This is a genomic window from Calothrix sp. PCC 7507 (genome assembly GCF_000316575.1).
Lineage (GTDB): Bacteria > Cyanobacteriota > Cyanobacteriia > Cyanobacteriales > Nostocaceae > Fortiea.
On record NC_019682.1, the window covers coordinates 6,615,582 to 6,637,256 of the forward strand.

General features: G+C 42.7%; 20 protein-coding genes. 14 read left to right on the top strand and 6 right to left on the bottom strand.

Annotated elements, in window-relative coordinates:
- The first annotated feature begins 34 nt into the window (after positions 1–34).
- On the top strand, positions 35–1,006 hold the full coding sequence (locus CAL7507_RS28375; protein ID WP_015131931.1) for an AEC family transporter: 972 nt from the start codon (positions 35–37) through the stop codon (positions 1,004–1,006).
- A gap of 187 nt (positions 1,007–1,193) precedes the next feature.
- Here the strand turns inward: CAL7507_RS28375 and CAL7507_RS31380 are convergent, their stop codons facing one another.
- A complete protein-coding gene (locus CAL7507_RS31380; RefSeq protein WP_369750816.1) occupies positions 1,194–1,304 on the bottom strand; it encodes a toxin-antitoxin system HicB family antitoxin in 111 nt (36 codons plus the stop codon).
- 100 nt (positions 1,305–1,404) lie between these two features.
- Between CAL7507_RS31380 and CAL7507_RS28380 the strand changes: the two genes are divergently transcribed.
- Both CAL7507_RS28380 and CAL7507_RS28385 read left to right on the top strand, forming a co-directional pair.
- On the top strand, positions 1,405–2,337 hold the full coding sequence (locus CAL7507_RS28380) for a M23 family metallopeptidase (RefSeq protein ID WP_015131932.1): 933 nt from the start codon (positions 1,405–1,407) through the stop codon (positions 2,335–2,337).
- A gap of 110 nt (positions 2,338–2,447) precedes the next feature.
- Positions 2,448–3,002 (top strand): late competence development ComFB family protein, encoded by a 555-nt coding sequence (locus tag CAL7507_RS28385; RefSeq protein WP_015131933.1) that lies wholly within the window; start codon positions 2,448–2,450, stop codon positions 3,000–3,002.
- Between the two features lie 122 nt (positions 3,003–3,124).
- On the opposite strand, the gene CAL7507_RS28390 is transcribed toward CAL7507_RS28385, so the two are convergent.
- Positions 3,125–3,961 carry a L,D-transpeptidase gene (locus tag CAL7507_RS28390; protein WP_015131934.1) on the bottom strand — a complete coding sequence of 279 codons (837 nt, stop codon included), beginning with the start codon at positions 3,959–3,961 and terminating at the stop codon, positions 3,125–3,127.
- A gap of 237 nt (positions 3,962–4,198) precedes the next feature.
- On the opposite strand from CAL7507_RS28390, the gene CAL7507_RS32865 reads away from it, so the two are divergent.
- The 3 genes from CAL7507_RS32865 to CAL7507_RS28400 all read left to right on the top strand — a co-directional run bounded on the left by CAL7507_RS32865 (position 4,199) and on the right by CAL7507_RS28400 (position 6,256).
- The gene (locus tag CAL7507_RS32865) at positions 4,199–4,351 is read left to right on the top strand and encodes a hypothetical protein (RefSeq protein ID WP_201447864.1); all 153 of its coding nucleotides are present in this window, start codon (positions 4,199–4,201) and stop codon (positions 4,349–4,351) included.
- A gap of 480 nt (positions 4,352–4,831) precedes the next feature.
- The gene (locus CAL7507_RS28395; protein WP_015131936.1) at positions 4,832–5,488 is read left to right on the top strand and encodes a sigma-70 family RNA polymerase sigma factor; all 657 of its coding nucleotides are present in this window, start codon (positions 4,832–4,834) and stop codon (positions 5,486–5,488) included.
- 153 nt (positions 5,489–5,641) lie between these two features.
- Positions 5,642–6,256 carry an anti-sigma factor gene (locus CAL7507_RS28400; RefSeq protein ID WP_015131937.1) on the top strand — a complete coding sequence of 205 codons (615 nt, stop codon included), beginning with the start codon at positions 5,642–5,644 and terminating at the stop codon, positions 6,254–6,256.
- Positions 6,257–6,329: 73 nt separating this feature from the next.
- Here the strand turns inward: CAL7507_RS28400 and CAL7507_RS28405 are convergent, their stop codons facing one another.
- A complete protein-coding gene (locus tag CAL7507_RS28405; RefSeq protein WP_015131938.1) occupies positions 6,330–6,773 on the bottom strand; it encodes a gamma-glutamylcyclotransferase in 444 nt (147 codons plus the stop codon).
- Between the two features lie 85 nt (positions 6,774–6,858).
- Here CAL7507_RS28405 and leuS point away from each other — a divergent pair, with 85 nt between their 5' ends.
- The 7 genes from leuS to CAL7507_RS28445 all read left to right on the top strand — a co-directional run bounded on the left by leuS (position 6,859) and on the right by CAL7507_RS28445 (position 16,058).
- A complete protein-coding gene (gene leuS, locus CAL7507_RS28410) occupies positions 6,859–9,465 on the top strand; it encodes a leucine--tRNA ligase (protein ID WP_015131939.1) in 2,607 nt (868 codons plus the stop codon).
- A gap of 395 nt (positions 9,466–9,860) precedes the next feature.
- The gene (locus tag CAL7507_RS28415) at positions 9,861–11,189 is read left to right on the top strand and encodes an IS4 family transposase (RefSeq protein WP_042342572.1); all 1,329 of its coding nucleotides are present in this window, start codon (positions 9,861–9,863) and stop codon (positions 11,187–11,189) included.
- Between the two features lie 1,041 nt (positions 11,190–12,230).
- Entirely contained in the window at positions 12,231–13,136 is a 906-nt protein-coding gene (locus CAL7507_RS28420; RefSeq protein WP_015131941.1) for a UTP--glucose-1-phosphate uridylyltransferase, read from the top strand.
- A 607-nt stretch (positions 13,137–13,743) separates the two neighbouring features.
- A complete protein-coding gene (locus CAL7507_RS28425; protein WP_015131942.1) occupies positions 13,744–14,007 on the top strand; it encodes a hypothetical protein in 264 nt (87 codons plus the stop codon).
- A 313-nt stretch (positions 14,008–14,320) separates the two neighbouring features.
- Positions 14,321–14,578: a TonB-dependent receptor gene (locus CAL7507_RS28430; RefSeq protein WP_201447865.1), complete on the top strand. Its 258-nt coding sequence runs from the start codon at positions 14,321–14,323 to the stop codon at positions 14,576–14,578.
- Positions 14,579–14,885: 307 nt separating this feature from the next.
- Complete coding sequence (locus CAL7507_RS28435; RefSeq protein ID WP_015131944.1) at positions 14,886–15,239, top strand: hypothetical protein; 354 nt, start codon at positions 14,886–14,888, stop codon at positions 15,237–15,239.
- Between the two features lie 483 nt (positions 15,240–15,722).
- Positions 15,723–16,058 carry a hypothetical protein gene (locus CAL7507_RS28445; protein ID WP_015131946.1) on the top strand — a complete coding sequence of 112 codons (336 nt, stop codon included), beginning with the start codon at positions 15,723–15,725 and terminating at the stop codon, positions 16,056–16,058.
- Between the two features lie 156 nt (positions 16,059–16,214).
- Here CAL7507_RS28445 and CAL7507_RS28450 read toward each other — a convergent pair whose 3' ends face one another.
- Positions 16,215–17,498 carry a hypothetical protein gene (locus CAL7507_RS28450; RefSeq protein WP_015131947.1) on the bottom strand — a complete coding sequence of 428 codons (1,284 nt, stop codon included), beginning with the start codon at positions 17,496–17,498 and terminating at the stop codon, positions 16,215–16,217.
- Positions 17,499–17,708: 210 nt separating this feature from the next.
- Positions 17,709–19,664 (bottom strand): tRNA uridine-5-carboxymethylaminomethyl(34) synthesis enzyme MnmG, encoded by a 1,956-nt coding sequence (gene mnmG, locus CAL7507_RS28455; RefSeq protein WP_015131948.1) that lies wholly within the window; start codon positions 19,662–19,664, stop codon positions 17,709–17,711.
- A 221-nt stretch (positions 19,665–19,885) separates the two neighbouring features.
- Between mnmG and CAL7507_RS28460 the strand changes: the two genes are divergently transcribed.
- Complete coding sequence (locus tag CAL7507_RS28460; RefSeq protein ID WP_015131949.1) at positions 19,886–20,722, top strand: D-alanyl-D-alanine carboxypeptidase family protein; 837 nt, start codon at positions 19,886–19,888, stop codon at positions 20,720–20,722.
- 350 nt (positions 20,723–21,072) lie between these two features.
- Here CAL7507_RS28460 and CAL7507_RS28465 read toward each other — a convergent pair whose 3' ends face one another.
- On the bottom strand, positions 21,073–21,267 hold the full coding sequence (locus tag CAL7507_RS28465; protein WP_015131950.1) for a type II toxin-antitoxin system HicB family antitoxin: 195 nt from the start codon (positions 21,265–21,267) through the stop codon (positions 21,073–21,075).
- Positions 21,268–21,675 lie beyond the last annotated feature (408 nt).

The following is a 21,675-nucleotide window of genomic DNA, read 5'->3' on the forward strand; positions in this document are numbered from 1 at the left end:
AAATGACAAATGACGAATGACAAATGACAACTGAATGATTGAAACCCTATTCCATGCCTACACCCCTTTATTCACCTGGATAGGCTTAGGATTTTTAATATCTCGTTTCATCCCCGATAGTTTTCTGAAGCTATTGGGTCAAGCACTTTACTGGGTGGGAGTTCCACTACAGCTTTTAGTTCTGGCCCGTCACACAAACTTATCAAATGGTGGACTCATACCTGCGATCGCCGTGGGAGTATTGCTATTGAGTCTGGTTTTGGCACTGCTAATGTGGTGGGCGGTGCAATGGTTCATGAATAGAAAGGTGCAACCAAAACAAGATAGTCTGGATTTGCCTATTGATAATTCATTGAATAGCTCAAGTTTGGGTAGCTTTATTCTAGCGGCAATTTTGGGCAATACAGGCTTTGTGGGACTGACACTAACACAGGTACTAGCTAGCCCTGAAAATAATGACTGGGCGGTGTTATTCAGCGTCACCAACAACGTTGTCGGCACATATGGCATTGCGGTCTTAATCGCTAGCTATTTTGGCAATAGGGAAACCAAAAACCATTGGTGGACTCAGTTGTGGGATTTAATCACTGTCCCCAGCTTGTGGACATTTTTTATTGGCTTGAACACCCAGTTTGTGAAATTGCCAGAAGTGGTTGAATTAGGGCTAGAACAAGCAGTTTGGGTAGTTATTGCATTCGCCTTATCACTGGTTGGTTTACGACTAGGGCGAATGAAAGGCTGGAAAAGCTTGGGAATCGCCTCAATTGCCAGTGTATTGAAAGTTTTGATTGTGCCTGCGATCGTCGGGCTAGGTGCTACCTATTTAGGTGTCATTGGCGAACAGCGTTTAGTACTAGTGCTGATGTCTGGAACACCTACAGGGCTTTCAGTGTTGATTTTGGCAGAAGTTTATGACCTCGATCGCAATTTGTTAGCTAGCAGTATTGCCCTGACGTTTGTCGGGTTATTTTTAGCACTTCCCCTCTGGCTATTTTGGTTTGGGTGATGCGATCGCTAGAGTTTCGCCTTGTTAACTGACAACTGAAAACTCATAATTGCCAGCCTATTAGTAGTGAATTAAAATCCCTCACTATCAGCCGCTAATTTTTGTCCACTGATTTCATTACTTACCGTTTAAGTTGTTTAGGAAATTTAGGGACTAATTCCGCTCCTGAATTATTCTGCAATTTTAATTATTTAACTGCACTCAATAAAGACACAATATACTGATTGAGACTTATACTTTCTCGTTCAGCAGTCTCAGCTAAACGACGATGTAAAGATTTTGGCATTCGCACCAACAACTTACCACTGGAGCAAAATTATCTGCCGTGATTGGGAAACACTATTGGCGATCGCCTAGTCTGTCTTTCAACAGAAGATAAGGGATTTTTGAGTAACTCTATGACTAGCGATCGCACCAGTAATTCCCCAAAAAAGTTGCTTGGCTTGGGAATCAACGCTTTTAAACCCAATCACCGGGTAGCAAAGATGTTAACGGGGATGTTGGCTGTTGTCCCCCTTGCCCTAGCATTACCTGTAGCAGCGTTGCAAGTAAAGGTTAATCCCACCAATCCCCAGTTGGGAGATACATTGTCAGTGGTGATTACTCAAGATAATCAGGGAAATAGTAACAATCCCACAGTAGCGGTTGGAGAAAAGACTTATCCAGCATTTGAAATAGCACCCAATCAATATCGGGCTTTTATTCCCACAACTCCCTTAGAAAAGGCTGGCGCCAGGACACTACGGATTGCCGGAGATGGACAGGAACAAAATGTGCCTATCCAGGTAAGAAAGCGCACATTTCCTGTCCAACGCATTAACTTACCACCAGGAAAAGCTGGATTAGAAGCAACAGAGCTAGAACTCAAGCGTGTGGCAGCTTTCAAGGCACTACAAACACCCCAAAAGTATTGGAGTGGATCTTTTTTAGCACCAAACGCTGGGCGAATGAGTACAATCTATGGTGTACGTCGCTACTATAATGGTAAATTTGCAGAAGACTACTATCATCGTGGCGTTGACTACGCTGGTGCAACGGGTTCACCCGTAATTGCACCTGCTGCTGGCCGGGTTGCGTTGGTAGGCACAGTATCCCAAGGGTTCCGGGTACACGGTAACGTAATTGGCATTGACCACGGTCAAGGAGTAACCAGTATTTTCATGCACCTAAGTCGCATTAATGTCAAAGAAGGCGATTTTGTCAAAGCTGGCCAACAAATTGGCGCAGTTGGTGCAACAGGTGCTGCCACTGGTCCTCATTTGCACTGGGGTCTATATGTTAATGGGCTATCTATTGACCCAATACCCTGGCGAACCAAGGTCTTTGATTAATAAAGACGGAATTAATCATGACTGTATGAGTTGTATATTTTTTTGCTTATAATTGGGCAAAATAAATTGAATTGGTACCGTCACTACATTGCGTGGGTGGCTTCAAGGTAATGAGCGTTATGAGTATTGAAAAAATTGTTGAACAAGCTCTCGAAGATGGTTATCTTACGCCAGCAATGGAAGCAGAAGTCGGGCGCATCTGTGACAATGCCTCGGAACTCTCAATAGAGGAGTACATGGCTTTAGATCGGCTGATGGGGGCGCTGTTGACTGGTGAAGTGGTGGCGGTACCTCGCAAACAGTTCATTAACGTCATGGAAGAGTTGGTTTTAACAGAAGCGATCGCCCGAGTAGCAGACATTGAAGCTACCAGTGAAAGTTCCCTGGATGTAGGCGATATTGCGGCTTATGCCCTCAACCGCCTTCCTCCCTTATATGCCACAACAGAAGAAGGTGCTAACTACCAGCGCCAACGTGCTAAAGCAGAACTTCAGGAATTGATCGCCCAACAAATTGGCGAAGCGATCGGTCGTTATCTAGATCGACCCACCAATGACAACAAGACTCCAGTCACGACTAAAAATACTGGCAATGAAGTTCTGCGCCAAGTCAGCAACCTGCTTCAAGTCTACGCACCCAGTTTTGAGCAAAAATCACCAAATTAAGAGTCAAGAGTCCAAAGTCAAAGGTCAAAGAAGAGACAGGGGGAATAAAAACTAACCCTTGACCCTTGACCCCTCGCCCTGAGCGTAGCCGAAGGGTTGACCCTTGACCCTTGACTAAATAATTAATCACGCACAACCACTGGTGTCCCCACTCCTACCTGCTCATACAGCAATCGGACATCAGGATTACGCATTCTTAGGCAGCCATGAGAAATAGCAGTTCCCATAACTTCTATGTCCGGCGTGCCATGAAAGCCAATTTGATTGTGCCCATCTGACCAAAAGCCGATCCATCGTTCTCCCAAAGGACTGTCAGGGCCAGCCTGAAATACCTGATCAGTAATTGGATGACGCCAAATCGGATCATGTTGCATAAACGTCACGCGGAAGTTACCTGTAGGCGTTTCCCAACCCTTCTTACCCACGGCAATTGGGTAACTAGCAATAACCACATCTGAACGGTAAACGTAGGCACGGCGATCGCTTAAATCAACTACCACCTGCTGTTTACCATATTCCAGCTTATCGCTGTTAGATGATTTTTCTTGAGCCAAAGCTTTTGGGAATAGCGACTGCGGCAAATTAGACGCAACTAGGTTCTGTTTTTGTCCTTCTTGCCCCACCAACCGCGTCTTCTGAGTTTCGTCAGTTGCTCTCGCTACATTTTTGCTTGCTGTTCCCGGCTTAGTATTATGAAACTTTGTGGCAGAGGATCGCGATTTGGCTGCTCTGTGAGTCAGTGCAGACGGTACCACAGACGCGCCTAGCGCTGTTCCCCCTGGATTTTCTGGGGACAATTTCTCAGAGATGCCCTCTGGGCGGCTACCTTTTGTTGTAGAAGCTAGCTGCTCAAACTGCTTTCCTGCCGTGGTAATGCGCCAATGGACAGCCAGAGATAAGATTGCTGTGCCAAAACAGAGCCACATTACTATTCGCGCTACAGATTCATTTCTTACCATTTGCTATCGCCTATTGTTGATCCCTGACATATCCAATTAACTAATTGGACTAGCTCATCATCTAAATATCAAAAATTTATAAATACTTGTCAGTTTCCTTACGAATCTGCTCATACCTCTGGGCACACTAGGGCTATACAGAGGTTTTTGCAAATAAATTCCAGATCAGAAACCTGATTTATTGGAACTCTTGAGGTGCAGCAATCAATCATTAATAGTGTGGGTGGGATAAAGACTATGTTTGAAAAACTATTGCTAGCAGTCACAATCACATTTTCCCTCAATTTGTTTATTCAAGTTCGCGTACCAGATCACAATCAGACTGGTACTAATTATCAACAGCAACAACAAACATCAGCAACAATTTTAGTCACGAGACCAGATAAATAACAGTTCTTGTAGTTACAGCAGCCGAAAGAATAGAAATTTTTGCCTTTTACACAGATTAGCTAGAGCCTATCTAAATTGACATATTTACTACTTATAACTGCATCATCAAAAGTTTTCGAGCATGGCATAGTGGTTTTATCAAATAGGGACGGGATTTCCCCGCCCTTATATCTATTTTCTCTTCATGTCAGAAATTTATTCATTCACACACACATTTTATAATATATGTCAAGCGTGCCTAGCCAGATAATATGGTCAGCACAATCTACGTAACATTGCTATATTTCTAATGGACGATAACTAAAGGCTGAAAAGATTACTATGCAGTCGCTAGAGTGAGTAATCGGCTCTAGTAATTCATAAAAATGCCATCAAACTTGTATACATCACTGTTCCAGTCATAAATCCGTCCCTTATCCAGGAACTTAGTACCAATTAGCCGGTCTAGTATAGAGGGATGATTTAGAGCCAGTACGATCTATGAGTCAATCGATTACTGTATCCTGGTCAACGGTTGATGCGAGGTGCCCAGAAGCATCGGTGCAAGTTGACAAACTCTCCAATCACGATCTGATTTTGCGCTGTCAAACAGGACTGCGCCCCGATCGGGCTGCGTTTGCAGAGCTACTGCGCCGCTATCAAACACAAGTTGATAGGGTTTTATATCACCTGGCACCAGATTGGGCTGACAGAGCTGATTTGGCTCAAGAAGTTTGGATTCGAGTGTATCGGAACATCAACCGATTACAAGAGCCATCTAAGTTTCGGGGCTGGTTAAGCCGCATTGCGACTAACTTGTTTTACGATGAGTTGCGGAAACGCAAGCGGGTTGTTAGTCCTTTATCACTAGATGCTCCCCGTTCGGTGGAAGACGGTGAGATGGATTGGGAAATCGCCGGAGATACACCAGGGCCGGAAGAGGAACTGACAACTAGAGAATTTTACGAGCAATTGCGAGAAGCGATCGCCGATTTACCAGAAGTATTCCGGACTACAATTGTTCTTCGAGAAATTGAAGGTATGGCATACGAAGAAATTGCCGAAATCACCGGTGTTTCGTTGGGAACAGTGAAGTCAAGAATAGCCAGAGCTAGATCCCGATTGCAAGCCCAGTTGCAAAATTATCTAGATGCCTAATTTACAATTTCTATTGGTCAATGGCAAAATCAAAGCATTGATGAAGAATTTTACAAAAAACTTTGAGTGCTTCTGCTGTTAGCAAAAAAATTGTAGAATTTCCCCAGATTATCCCCTGTCTTTACCCGTGTTTGAATTGGTAATAGTGTTAAGATGACTACTGATTCTCAGTTCTCCGACCGTTTCCCCTCGCAACGTCCTCAAGATTTGCCAGATGAAATGGCTATGCATACCAATGAATCGACGGGTGCTATGGATATGGTGAAGCGCGATCGCTTCGAGTTATTAAGTGCTTACCTCGATGGTGAGGTGACAGCTGCCGAACGCAAGCAAATAGAAGCATGGCTAACCAATGATGCCTCTGTTCAATGCTTGTATGCTCGACTGTTAAAACTAAGGCAGGGTTTGCAAACACTGCCAGTACCGACAGAACAGCCCATCGAGACAACAGTCCAACAGGTATTATCACGGTTGCATCGCCGTACCCAACTAGCTTGGGTATTGGGAGGTGCAGCAGTTGCAGCTTGTGTCATCGGCTCAGTCACAGGAATTATCCCCAGTGGTAATTCTGGGACACTGCAACTGGCACAACAACGATTAGAACCAAGGCAAACAACGCCAGAAACACCAGCCATCCCAGTTTCACCGCTGATGGTGGCTTTAAATAACCCAGTAATTGAAATTCCTAAAGCAGCAGTAGCTTCTCCGGAAAAGCCAGTCAACGAGGAAAAACCCGAACAGGGCAAGATTCCCCAGGATATCAACTAACCACAGTTAAATCAGTAAACAGTTTAGACACCTAGCGGCAAGCCGCAGTTCTCTTTCTGATAACTGATAACTGTTAACTGCTAACTGTTAAACCGCAGCCGCTCCACCAACCATCAGGTTGGCGGACACCACCTATTTTACTAACTCTGTCCGGAGTCATCAAGTAAACCCAAGCCCAAGCCAAGGATATTTTTTGGAGGTTAAACACCTCGATTTGCTGTCGATTATAGAGATTTTCTGATACCTGTCTAGCAGGCTGGTAATCTTCCAAGTCATCTAGATCATGCAAAACCCCTAAGTCGGCAAAAGAGAGTAAATATCCGTGGACTTGGTCATACCCCAGTGTCATAGCTGGATAGCCCATTGGCAAAGCAAACAGTTGACCCTGTGCAGTGGCTCTTTGGGCATCGACTACCTTGTCAGCACAATATTTTTGATAATTAGCTTCACCTGGTTTGAGGGTGCCGTAGACAAAGACGCTTACCAAACCAGAAAATTGAACTATTAATTCAGACATAACCTATTTTTAGCAACTGAATTCCTGTGTCTACCATCTACAATATGGAGGCAGATACGATCGCAGTCCAGTAGGAGAGTTTTTGGTGGATTTCCGATACAACCCCGCAACAATTGAGGAAAAATGGCAAAAAACATGGGCAGAACTTGGCTTAGATCAAACACCCACAGATAACGACAAGCCAAAATTCTACGCTTTGTCCATGTTCCCTTACCCATCGGGCAGCCTCCACATGGGTCACGTCCGTAATTATACAATTACTGATGTGATTGCTCGCCTCAAGCGGATGCAAGGGTATCGGGTATTGCACCCAATGGGTTGGGATGCCTTTGGTTTGCCTGCAGAAAACGCCGCTATTGACCGTGGTGTCCCCCCTGCTAAGTGGACTTATCAAAATATTGCCCAGATGCGGCAGCAATTGCAGCGGCTGGGTTTATCCATCGACTGGGATTGTGAAGTTGCCACCTGTTCACCAGATTATTACAAGTGGACACAATGGATTTTCTTGCAGTTTTTGCAAGCAGGGTTAGCTTATCAAAAAGAAGCAGCAGTTAACTGGGACCCCATTGACCAAACTGTACTGGCTAACGAGCAAGTTGATAATGAAGGGCGTTCGTGGCGCAGTGGCGCTATAGTTGAGCGTAAATTATTACGGCAGTGGTTTTTGAAGATTACCGACTACGCTGAAGAATTGCTGAATGACTTGGATAAGCTGACTGGTTGGCCGGAACGCGTCAAGTTGATGCAGGCTAACTGGATAGGGAAATCCACAGGAGCTTACTTAGAATTCCCCATTGTGGGGATAGATGAAAAAGTTAGCGTCTACACGACACGTCCAGATACCGTGTATGGTGTCAGCTATTTGGTATTAGCGCCAGAACATCCCTTAACCAAGCGCGTCACCACTAAAGAACAGCAAGGAATAGTAGACGTTTTTAGTAAAGAAGTTGCCAATCAAACCGAGTTAGAACGGACTGCGGAAGACAAACCAAAGCGGGGCGTGCCAACTGGCGGTAAGGCAATCAACCCTTTTAATGGGGAAGAAGTACCAATCTGGATTGCTGACTATGTCCTGTATGAGTATGGTACTGGGGCAGTTATGGGCGTACCTGCCCACGATGTCCGGGATTTTAAGTTTGCCAATAAATATAACTTGCCCATTGAATTTGTCATCGTGCCTCCAGAAGCGGTTGCAGATGAAGATTTCCGGCAAGAAGATCCGCCTTTAATCATGATTTCTTATGACAGTGCCTATACTGAACCAGGAATTCTCATTAATTCCGGACAATTTAGTGGTGTCGCATCTGGGGAAGCCAAGCAAACAATAGTTGCATACGCCGAACAACAAGGTTTTGGCAAAGCACGGGTGCAATATCGCCTGCGGGATTGGTTAATTTCGCGCCAGCGGTACTGGGGCGCGCCTATCCCAGTGATTCACTGTCCCAACTGTGGGATAGTGCCAGTTCCTGATCAGGATTTGCCTGTGCAGTTACCGGAAGAAGTGGAATTTACGGGACGCGGCGGTTCACCTTTGACGCAGTTAGAAAACTGGGTGAATGTCCCTTGTCCGAATTGCGGCACTCCTGCCCAGCGGGAAACCGACACGATGGATACTTTTATTGATTCCTCGTGGTATTTCTTGCGGTTTCCCGACGCTAAGAACGGACAACAGATTTTTGATGCAGCCAAGACTAATGACTGGATGCCGGTTGATCAATATGTAGGTGGGATTGAACACGCGATTTTACATTTATTGTATTCGCGGTTCTTTACTAAGGTACTACGCGATCGCGGTTTATTGAACTTTGACGAACCTTTCCAACGGTTGTTAACTCAAGGTATGGTACAGGGTTTAACTTACTTAAACCCCAACAAGGGTGGTAAAGATAAGTGGATTCCCTCCCATCTGGTTAATTCAGGCGAGCCTCGTGATCCCCAAACAGGTGAACCACTGCAACGCCTCTATGCCACCATGTCGAAGTCAAAGGGTAATGGTGTCGCACCAGAAGATGTCATCGGTAAATACGGTGTAGACACAGCACGGATGTTCATCTTGTTCAAAGCACCGCCAGAAAAAGACCTGGAATGGGACGAAGCGGATGTTGAAGGACAATTCCGCTTCTTAAATCGCGTGTGGCGCTTGGTGACAGATTATGTGGCTGCTGGGGTATCCCGTAAGCAAGCCCAACTCGCCGATTTAACTAAACCAGAAAAAGAATTACGACGGGCGATTCATATTGCCATCCAAGCAGTTACCGAAGATGTGCAAGATGAATATCAATTCAACACTGCTATTTCGGAATTGATGAAGTTGAGTAACGCCCTGACTGATACCAGCAGCAAGAACTCACCAATTTATGCTGAAGGGATTCGGACTTTGGTAGTTTTGCTAGCCCCCTTTGCACCACACATCTCTGATGAATTGTGGCATTTATTAGGTAATACTAGTTCTATCCACACCCAAACCTGGCCGTCTTTTGACCCTACTGCCTTGGTAGCTGATGAAATCACATTGGTGATTCAAATTATGGGCAAAACTCGCGGTGCAATTCAAGTGCCATCGCAAGCAGATAAAGCCGAGTTGGAAAAATACGCTCGTGAATCAGAAATCGCCCAGCGTTACATTGAGGGTAAAGAGATTAAAAAGGTGATTGTGGTGCCTGGGAAGTTGGTGAATTTCGTCATTAGCTAAGGGCAAAGGCGGACACTGGGAAATATTCGGTAGGGATTGGGGATACAACCACCAATCATATTGGTATGGTCAGCACCTGTGTCAACTTAAGCCCAAACGCTTATCCAAAATACGTTTTATACCATTTAACTTTAATAATGATACAGATGTGTTGGTAAGGGCACGGCAATGCCCATTGGTGTCAAATTGAGCTACAACGCTTACCCGACATACATTTTACCCCTCCCCTTAGCAAGGCTACGGTGTACACACAAGTGCTAGTAAACTACTAAGGGAAGGAGTTGTGGGGAGTAAAAGGTGGTGGAAAATCCAATAATGATTCACGCTCAACAGTGGGATGGAATTGCTTTTGGCGACCCAAGGTTGATAAAAAGGGGGCAGCATTGTACCAAGCAATGGAAAAACATCAATCAGTCAGCATTCGCCAAATAAGTAGAAATAGAGCAGAACAGGTGGGGTACTACCGCTTTTTGTCGAATGAGAATGTGACAATAGGGGAATTAGTCGGCAGCCTATCAGACCACTGTGTATCACAGGTAGAAGACAAGCATATATTAGCCATCAGTGATAGTAGCGAAATTAACTTGCAGTCTCATGTTGGTAGGTTGAAAGCAGAGGGTCTAGGTGTAGTCGGAAACAACACAGACGTAGGGTTTTATATTCATCCAACTTTAGTATTGAATGCAGAGAATGGATTTCCATTGGGATTAAGCACAGTACAACTGTGGACGCGAGAGATAGACCATGCCGATAAGCATGAACGAAATTACAAAAAGTTACCGATAGAGGAAAAAGAATCATACAAATGGCTGCGTTCAGCCGATGAAACCCAAAGATGTTTAAGTATTGGTAATGCCAAAATGGTGACTCATATCGCCGATAGAGAAAGCGATATGTATGAAGAATTTACGACCGTACCAAATCGCAAAAATCACGTGTTGGTCAGAGCGCGCATTGACCGTCGCCTCATAGGAAAGACCCAATCGCTGTATGCGTATTTAAACCAACAACCTAGCGAGGGGACTTATACCGTGGATGTTCCAGCAGATTCACGTATTGGTAGAACCGCAAGAGAGGCATTATTAATTGTGCGCTGTGCGCTGGTAAAAATTCAACGTCCAGAGAAATTGAGTGCCAAAGATTATCCCCCTAGTGTAACGCTTTACGCCGTGGAAGCTGTGGAAGTCAACCCACCTGCGGGTACGGAACCGATTCATTGGCGATTGTTGACCACCCACCAAGTTGTTTGTCTAGAACAAGCACTACAAATCATTAGATGGTACACATGGAGATGGCGAATTGAACAACTATTTGCCATCCTCAAAACTGCTGGTTTAAATCTCGAAGCTACTCAGCTTGAGTCCATTGCTGCCATTAAGCGACTGAGTGTTTTAGCTTTGTCAGTAGCTGTGCGAATTTTACAAATGATTCAGGGACGGGATAATCCTGAGTTGTCTGCAAATCTAGCTTTTTCGGATGAGCAACAGCAATGTTTATCTACTCTTGCACCAACTGTAGAAGGTCACACTCCACGTCAACAAAATCCCTATCCTCCTCATTCCTTACCTTGGGCTACCTGGATTATTGCTCGTCTTGGTGGTTGGTCTGGTTACAAGTCTCAAAAACCTCCAGGAATTACTACTTTGACTCGGGGGCTTAAGCAGTTTGAATCCACCTTTTTTGGCTGGAAACTCGCTCTGGGTCTACTTGTGTGTACACCGTAGCCTTAGCAAGGGGAGGGGAGGGGAGGTTTTGCGTCAGCAAAGCCGGGGTGGGGTGATGCGAAGAGTGATGGTAAATAAGTGGAGTTAATATCACGTCTTTACAAGGGTTTCACGTTAAGTTGACACCAATGAATAATGCCTCATACCCAAAAACTCCACCCACTCTTAGTTTGGAGTTTTTCAGACTTCAGACTTCAGCCTGACGGCATTACTAAATCAAAAATTGGATCTCCGTAATAACTGTTAGATTGGGGTTTTCAATTGCATTGAAGATTTACGAGAGATAGGTGTGTAACCACTGTTACACTTCTCCTTGTTCACGTGTGCTTTTAAAAACTCTAATAATTATTACTTACACAGCATTATTTTTATTTATACACGAAAAAGCACTTGAGGTTTTGCTCACCCAAGTGCTTCCCCGTATAACTGTATACCAACCCACTTGTTTGATGCAACATTTGAAATCCGCAACAACCCCTGAAGGAGGAGCATTGCGAGGATAACTTGTAACAAACATCTGGTGAAGTGGTATCACTCCTTGCACTAACTAAGAATATCTCTTCTGGAATAAAACCGGGAATGTGGTGAGTGACACTTTCTTAACTGACACTAGTTAAAAAGGACTCATGATCGATGGTGTCTATCAAGACAAAGCAAGTCTGTACTGAATTTGGGACTTTTGTATAAAATGTTAAAATTTTTATGTTGGCGATCGCACAACATGACAAATAGGGTAGTTGACCAATACGCGGAACGTGGTAGCATTGGTTCCCTGCTGGATATTGAGTAATAACAGCCGAAAATCTCTCAAGAGTATGTGAGATAAAGCTTTGGCGTGGACAGCTAGAGAATCTTAACTGGAATCAATCACTGACTACTAAACGTGTCACAGCGCTATTTGCATTGAAATCTATTAAAATTCTTGTTCTGAGACACTTTTATCTGTTTAGTCAACACAGTGATTAAAGGGGAAGTTATCGTCGCCACAATCCTTCGTTGAAAGGAAGCTACACGTATTACTCATCAAAAAATTGACGATTTATGCAAAAAAATCAAGTTAGAAAAGCTGTGATTCCGGCGGCTGGTTTTGGTACTCGGTTATTTCCCGCCACCAAAGTTGTCAAAAAAGAGCTTTTCCCGATTATTGATCGAGATGGTAGAGCAAAACCCGTAATTCTGGCGATCGCAGAAGAGGCGATTAGTGCGGGAATTGCAGAAGTAGCGATCGTGGCGCAGCCGGAAGACGAAGAAATATTTACAGATTTGTTTAAAAAACCACCCAAACCAGAACTATTCCAGAAACTTTCCCCACAGAATCAAGAATACAGCCAATATCTTCAAGATTTGGGCAGTAGGGTAACGATATTAACGCAAGACGCAGCAGAAGGCTACGGACACGCCGTATTTTGCGCCAAAGACTGGGTAAACAATGAACCATTTTTGCTGATGCTAGGCGATCATGTTTACGCCTCTGACACGGAAAAATCCTGTGCCCGTCAAGTTGTAGATATTTACGAACAAGTTAATCAAAGCGTTATAGGTTTGACTACAATGCCAGCCACAATCATTCACAAGGCTGGGTGTGTCACGGGGGTTTGGCAAGAGTTAAATTTGCTGCTTGCGGTGACACAAGTCTCCGAAAAGCCAACTGTGGAATATGCACGCCAGCATCTGCGTGTAGCCGGTATGGCAGAAGATGAGTTTTTATGTGTATTTGGTTTATATATACTTGTGCCAAAAATTTTCGATTTTTTGGCAGAACACATTAATCAAGACTTTCGTGAACGGGGAGAATTTCAGTTAACATCCTGTCTTGATAGATTGCGTCAAGCAGAGGGCATGACAGGATATGTAGTTAAAGGCAAGTGTTTTGATACGGGTTTACCTGATGCTTATCGACAGACATTGATTGATTTTCCAGCCAATGTGGCTACTCATCTGTCGTAAGTTTAGTTAAACTCTCTAAGAGAGAAATAACTAAGATGAGGAATTGGCAGCCAGAATCATCATTTAATGTTTCTGGTAGTTTATTCAAAAATTTAACCTTCCTATCATATTTTCCATGATTGGTTGAATAATTATATTTGATTTATTTGGCGTAGTAAAAGACTAATTTATTACTACTTGCCAAACAATATTCTATTATAGGAATCCGATTTGATTTTTACAAAAATCTAAGTATGTGTAGGGGAGCCACCCTCGTGCGCGGTGAGCGCAGCCACACGTGCGTCCGAAGCACTAGGTGGACTGCCGAGTCCGGAGGAGTTTCCCGTGTTGAGAGGAGTGGCGTTGGGCATTGCCCACCTTATGTACATTTGAACATTCAAGTATGAATCCTAAAATAGGACTCAGAGTTAAAAATAAACCTGAGTCCTATTTTAGGTTAAATAATCTGTGCTTAATTCGCTAGTAAAATCAAGAAAAACTTTTCAGGACACATTGGCTATAAAAATTTTATTACGAGCCAAATTGGCGATACAACATTAATTTACCCAGATATATTGATATCAACAACTCAAACAGAGTTGATGAATAAAAATAAGGAGAAAACCCAATGATTATTTCAGATTTGAGCATTTTAGAAGTTGTTGATTCTGCTGAGGTTGTTGGTGGCGGCAAAAAAGGCTACACCTACTATGAAAATGACAGAATAAAGTTGGATATCTACAGTGATATCGACTTAGATGACAATGCCGCTGTAGCTTTTGCAGATTCCAAAGCTTACGGTAACAATAGCTTTAGCAAAACCGTGACTTACACAAAGGCAACTGGTTGGTCATCTGATTCATCTTCAGCATCTTTTGCAGCAGTAGACTAGGAGTAAATTGGAGTTTAGATGTCGATTTTATACTTCACCTAACTCTATTTCTGACTAATCTCAACTAAACTCCAAGACTTTTGTATTACAAGTAGAGAATACTCTCATGAGTTCCGTTGAAAGCTTTATTAAAACTAAAAGCTTTCAACGAACTATATACGGCGTACAAGCAAGTATTTAGTTGTGAGCCGTTGAAAAACTGATTATTATCAGTTTCTGTAACCAATAATCTATGTGATTCAAGGTAAAAATGAGGAGCAATTTAATAATCTCAGACTTAATCGATTTTAACTACATTAATGAAAGCAGTGGTGTGATCGGTGGTCGTGTCTATGCTAGTACAGTGGCTATAACATCTGCCGGACCTGGATATGCTGTAGCTGGTGCAGGAGCAGGTGCTAATGGCCAGACTACTTACACTAATGCTCAAACCAATACAACAGTTCAAGACTACGGTAACATTATTTCAAGCACTTCCAATGCACAAGCAACAGCATACGGAAGGACTGGAAACCAAATTGCTCGTTCTTCAAGTGATAGTACTTCTATTTGGTTTTCAATTAGCAATTGATAAAATCACTCAACATTCTTATGGGCTATTTTTCCTTAGCCAAAACTCATTAACTAATTTATTTATTGGCGGATCTCGAAACATTCTAGCTAGTTGATAATCAGCTATAGAGGATATTTGCAAAGCATCTAATTTGTCATATTTAGCAAAGCAAGGTCATGGTAAAGCATTTATGTCCAAACTTAGCTATCCTACGCTATACAACTTTATGCTTTGCTGCCCTGTTAATGACATTTTTACATTTCAAGTATCCTCATTAAAGCCAATGTTTGTTAATTTCCTTCTTAAAATTGCAAGAGGTGTATATATGCAGAACATAACCAATAAGTTACAAATATCAGATTTGAGTTTTTGTCAAGTAGTAACAGAGCAAGACTTTGAAGTGGCAGGTGGATTAGGTACTCCTGAATATCTACTATTACGTAATCTATTCTCCCAGCCAATAGACTTACGCTTGCCAGCTTTAGAAGGCTATGGTAAACAAGAAGTCCACTCTGATAAAGAAGTGGTTATTAACGAATTAAAAAATGCCACAACTGGTATATCCGGATATGAAGTGATAAGTAAGGATGGTAAATCTCGTGCTGTTGTGTTATTTGGAAATAAATCGGCAACAGCCTTTTCAACGAATAGCAACTCTTCTGGTATTACCTTAAAGTAACAAACCATCTTTTACCAAAACTCTTGAAAATGAGTCAGCGCACAGTTGTAATTAAACGGATAATCTCGCCATCAGGCGAGATTTTTGCAGAAGCTAAAAGTATAGTTGAAACATCTGATGAGGGTGCAACTAAAATTAGTCAAAGTGTTTCAGTGAACGTGTCTTCTGTTAATAGCTCTAGTAGTTCTTCATCCAGTTCTAGTTCTTATACTGGTTAGGAAATTGTCAAGAAATTATCTATAGGAATCCGGTTTGATCATTGAAAAAATCTCCGTATCTGTAGGGTGTGCATCGCCCACCTTATCATGGTTTTGGTGGGCAATGCCCACCCTACGTGTATTTCAGAAATCAAATCCTAATCCTGTATGGTAATAGAAGAATTACGATCCTATTTTACTCAACGAAATTGTTGTTGGTGACAGCAAAAAACTGTGGTACATACAAGCTTAAATCCCAAATTAATTTAGTTGGAAAGGAAAGCTGATGATGCTAATTAATGATTTGACCTATTTCGAGAATGTTTCAGAAAACGAGTTGATTTTAGGTGCTGCTAGTGCTTATATCGGAGCTTATGCATCTGCTGGAGGTGCTAATTCTCTTGCTCTCACTGATACAGACGTTAATCTCAGGACTAAGAAGAACGGTGTTTCTAAGCTAAAGGGTATAGGAGTGGCTCTGGCAATTGGTGAAGACGCCACAGCTGATGTCTATTACGCTCTTGACGGCTTTGATAAAGTGAAGGTAAAAACTCGTTATGTAGACGGCGCAAACTTTGATTTAGAGATTGTTAAGGTAAAAGGAATTGATCGGCCAAACTAATGACAGGTTGTAGTCAGTGCTTTAACTCTTCCGGAGTTACTAAAGCAGTGACTACAACCTTTTTAAGTAAATTGTCAAGAGTCAAAAAAATCTATATTTTTGACTCCAATAACAGAAGATATATGTGCAAGTTGGGTAAGTGCTGTATAAGAAGTTTTACAGCTTTTGTCCTGTGAAAATCGATCGCACTTCACCATTACGACGGACGATCGCCTCACCTTTGCTAACATCTACTAATGTCCAACCGCTAGCACCGATGCTTTCACCGATGTCAATGCGGTGTGTCACGCCGTCGCTTTTAAATAAAGCTGCAGATTTGTCTCCCAACTCTAATAATCCTTCTAATGTGTGGGTAGGAGCAGCTGCGGATAATCCGGGCAAAGATGCATGTTGCTGAATAGTAGTTGTGGGCGTTGGTGCTTTGGCTGCGGGTAGTTTTGGAGGTGCAGCCCGGAATGGCACAATTGGTAATGCAGGTAAAAGATTTGCTGATTGTCCTACAGCCACTGGTGCAGTTCTTACACCCACAGGTTTGAGTTCTGGACGCACGGCCGACGCGAAGATTTTGTAACCAGCTGGCTTGGCTGGTTTTGGCAGGGTATTCAGAGCATTATTCACAACGTCTGGTCGAGATGCTGTAATCCCCACTGATGGTAGCGGTTGGAGCGGGGGTGTATAGCGCATTGGTGACGGTGCTTGATATACAGGGATGTATATCCGCTCGACAATTGAGGAGCGTTGCGGGACTGCGGGGATGTTGTTAGCGGTTAGTGGTGGGGGTAAAGTGCCTGTTCTTTGGTTGCTAGCATAGGCTAGTGCTGTTGGGCTAGGATTCGCCCCAATGGCGAGTCTAGGGTTGGCAGACCTTTGATTATTTCTCACCTCTTGCTTGTCAATGACAGCTAGCGCTCCTAGTATGTAATCAACCAATTCAGCCTCAACATCTACTTTGGTTGGCAACTGTGGCTGTGGTACTTGGAGAGTCATCTGGGTGAGTCTGAAATTGAAAAGATTCAGGACTTCAGATTGTACTAAGTAAATCACACCAGCGATCGCCACACATAAGGTTGTCCCCACAATTAGCAATCTACCCCAAACTACCTTGGTGTGCTGACGCTTTTTACTAACTGGTTTCACATTGTCCGTGTCAACCACTACTTTACTCAAGGGTTTGTTCTTGAGGTGAGGAACTCCTTTTGTGGGTTGGTTCGCCGTGTTTGGCAGAATAATCTGCGGCACCTTCACTGTTTGCAACGGAACGTATTTTACATTCACGGTTTGGGAAGCAAAATTCCCGTTTGCATCCAGAATCTGGTCAATATCGGCAAAGAGTTCATTCATCAAGCCATCAGCATAGATATCGACCGACCAAGGCTCACTGGCGATCAAGTCTTCTGATGGTTCCGGAATAAAGAGATGCGTGCTGGCTGCTTGTAACATAGGCTTTTAGGTTGTGGCTACTAGGACGGGGAAACGCCGCCTTGATCGCCTAGGGGTTAGGATTTTTGGGAAATATCCAATCACTTATCTACACTAGACAAGTTGACTGTTTATGTGGTATTAAATTCGACTGAGAGTCTGGAGACTGCTGACGATGCCAGTTCTGAATTCATGTCATCTATCATACCAAGCTCCTCCCTAATACTATACTCAAGCTTCATGAAGTTTTTTTGAAGCTAATGCTGTAAACTCTGACTGGCTCTTGGTTCTACGTAATTCTAGATATATTAATAAAGCATTAATATCCGCTGGATTTACCCCACCAATCCGTGTAGCTTGACCGAGGGTAAGGGGTTTTACCTTACTCAGCTTTTCCCGTGCTTCTTTAGAAAGGGTATCAATTTTTGTATAGTCCAAATCTGCTGGTAGCTGGCGATGGGCTTGACGGGCGATTTGCTCAATCTGATGTTGTTGTCTGGCGAGATAGCCAGAATATTTGATGTCTATTTCTGCGCCTTCCTTTTCGGCTCGGTTTAGGTCGGGGTTCCCCAGGGCGTGTTTGTCGAGATGTGGGTAATGAAATCCTGGTCGCCGCAGCAAGTCGGCTAGGGTAATTGAGCCTTTGATGGCTTGTTGGGTATCAGAGGCGATCGCTATGCCTATTTGATCATGTTCTTTGACTCGTGTGCTGTACAGCCGTTCTTTTTCGGCTGTAATATTTTCTTGTTTGCGGGTAAACAAATTCCAACGGCGATCGTCAATCAAGCCAATTTCTCGCCCCAAGGGTGTCAGCCGCTGATCGGCATTATCAGAACGCAAGATTAAACGATACTCAGACCTACTGGTGAGCATCCGGTAAGGTTCCCGTAAATCCTTAGTACACAAGTCATCAACCAGCGTCCCAATGTAACTTTGCTCACGGGGAAATACAATCATTTCTTGACCACGAACAAAACGAGCCGCGTTAATCCCCGCCACCAGTCCTTGCGCTGCGGCTTCTTCATAACCTGTTGTGCCGTTAATTTGTCCAGCACAAAATAGCCCCGCAATGTTTTTAGTCATCAGTGTGGGATAACACTGAGTTGCAGGCAAATAATCATATTCCACAGCATAAGCGGGGCGGAGCATCACACATTGTTCCAAGCCAGGGAGACTCCGCAGCATTTGCAGTTGCAGAGTTTCTGGTAAACCTGTGGAAAACCCTTGAATGTAAAGTTCCGGTATATCTCTCCCTTCTGGTTCGATAAAAATTTGGTGGCTTTCCTTATCGGCAAAGCGCACAATCTTATCTTCAATACTGGGGCAATAACGAGGCCCCTTAGCTTCTACCCAACCACCATAAACAGGGGATAGGTGTAAATTTTCTTGAATCAAGCGATGGGTTTCAGCGGTGGTGCGGGTAATGTAACAAGGCATTTGTTCCCGTTCTACCCACACTTCGGGGTCAAAGCTAAACCAGCTAACTTTTTCGTCCCCCGGCTGAATGGTCATTTTACTGTAGTCAACCGATCGCTTATCTACTCGTGCAGGGGTACCAGTCTTCAATCTTCCAGTTTCAAACCCCAGGCGATGGAGGGTTTGGGTTAATCCTTCCGCCGCAAATTCTCCAGCCCGTCCCGCGGGCATAGATTTGTTACCAACCCAAATCTTTCCACCCAAAAAAGTGCCTGTCGTCAAGATGACAGCTTTACACGGGAACGCCATCCCAAAGTAGGTTTCAACGCCGATAACTTCATTGTTAGCGTCTAACACCAAATCTGTAGCCATGCCTTCGCGGATTGTCAAGTTGTCTTGGTTCTCGACAATCCCCTTCATCACTGCTGCATATTCCCGCTTGTCGGTTTGCGCCCGCAATGCCCAAACTGCTGGGCCTCGTGAAGAATTAAGTATGCGCTTCTGTAGGTAGGTACGGTCTGCTATTTTACCTATTTCCCCACCTAGGGCATCTACTTCATGGGTTAACTGAGATTTGGCAGGCCCACCCACGGCTGGGTTACAGGGTTGCCAAGCAATTCTATCTAAATTGAGCGTCAATAGCAGGGTACGACAGCCGAGGCGGGCAGTGGCAAGAGCTGCTTCGCAACCGGAGTGACCTGCACCGACGACAATGACATCAAAAGCGTCTTGCTCAAAAGCTGTTTTGGCAATGGAATTGTGCATGGTCATACTTACAGGTTCAGCAAGCTGAGAGTTATTTTCAATTTTAACTGATTCCGTGGTTTCATGGTTGCATTTAGTTATGCAACAAGTTGTTAACAAAACTATTAAATTTTCCCAACTTCTTGGAGAATTTGGGGAACTTTTTAATGTTATATACTTACTTGGGTTTAACTTTAGATGTTATATATTATTTTCGATATAAAAAATCACCTAAATGACTTAAATATATGCAACAAATTTTGTGGAAAACAGTTTTTATCACTATGCTTTTTTTTATAAGTTTTACCCTAGTTGCTAGTAATGGAAATACTCACCAAAAACTACTGACAAACATTACACAATTTAATAATTGTCCAAGTCTTGATTTATCATCATGCACAAATACATTACCTCCTAGCACACTGTTTACTCCTAACCCACAATTAAATGAGCAAGAGCGTTTTTTATCTGCGATCGCTCATAATTTACCAATAATTCCCCAGCCTGGTACTTTTGAATATATTTTACTCCGTGCATATGGTGCGGTATTTGTCAAGCAAGAACCAGAGATTAAACTACCATCAAAAGTAATTTTAGATAACGAGCAAGAAACCCAAGAGTTTCAATCTACTCTAGCAATGACAAAAGTAAATAACACTCATGACTGTTATTTACAACAGCCAGCAGCAGCAGCTTTTAATCAAGCGCAAATACAAGCAATTATCCCTCTAAAATCTGGCTATGGTAGTGGTGATTGCACTCGGACTTTTGCTACTAATTTAAGATTTTGGCATAAATATGCTAATAATCAAACTTTAGAAAAAGTCCGCCAGGGTAAGGAAACAAAAATCCTGGGACTAGTTGCGCCACCGGGTACATCTCAACATCTTTGGGGGTTAGCAATTGATTTACGGATCACAAATCAAAAACAAAGAGAGGCTTTAAATCAAAATGGTTGGTTTCAAACTGTAGAAAATGATCTGCCGCATTGGACTTATATAAGTTTGTCTAAAGATAATTTATCTTTGTTTGGTTTTAAAAAGAAAGTTGTTAGGGGTATCACCTATTGGATAACACCACTATAAGTGTTAGATGTCATGTGAAATGGGGAACAATATATTTCTAGTAATAAAGATATTTTTAGGGAAATAAAGCAAATTTTTCTAACGCTAAAAAATCACTCTAATCCCACAAATCAAATACTAGAAAATGGAATTATCATTCCTGAAATTCATAATTTATTGGAAGAATATATACCAAATTTTGACCAAAAATGGCAACAAGAAGGAAAGTGTGAGAAATTGACAGTATTTTTAAAGAAATCTCTTTAAGTAACAGATATTTGCTTATCTAGCGACAACACTAAACTGATTTTAAAAGATTCTTTAATTATGCTCAAGGATTCATGAAATAATTCCGTTACTTTTAACCTAATTCATCGTACTTCTACATAACGAGATTCGGCATTTTCATTCACTTTATCAATCCTTGCAAGATAATCTTTAATAGCATCTTTGATATTTTCTAAAGCCTCCTCTTCAGTTTCTCCTAAAGTCCAACATCCTGGTAAAGCAGGACACCAAATAGCATATCCTACACTTGTCTTATTTAACTTGACTTTGTATCTCATAGCTAAAATAACCGCTTTTGTTTTTATTTTATCTGTTTAAATAAAACAAAAAGTGATCACACGATACTGCAAAAATGCTCAATTTTAATTAAAGGTCTGACATCTGTTTGTAAGTTGTAATTGACATTCTCAGGTAAATTATCCCGAACCATTGCATTTAAAATGACTAATATTGCATAAACACAATGTGTTTAAAGTTTTGATACTGGCGACTGTTCGAGTTCTGTCTTGGAGATTGTTGTAGTGTCCCTGGCTACAAAGCAATGTTTGGTGAGCTTGGGTGTGATGGTTCACCAATGCTTTTAAGATACAAGGTTGGGTTGAGGCAATGTGTTACCCAACATTCTCTCGACTACGCAAAATATTCAAGAAATTAGTCATCTGATCATCAAGATATCGTCTATTGTG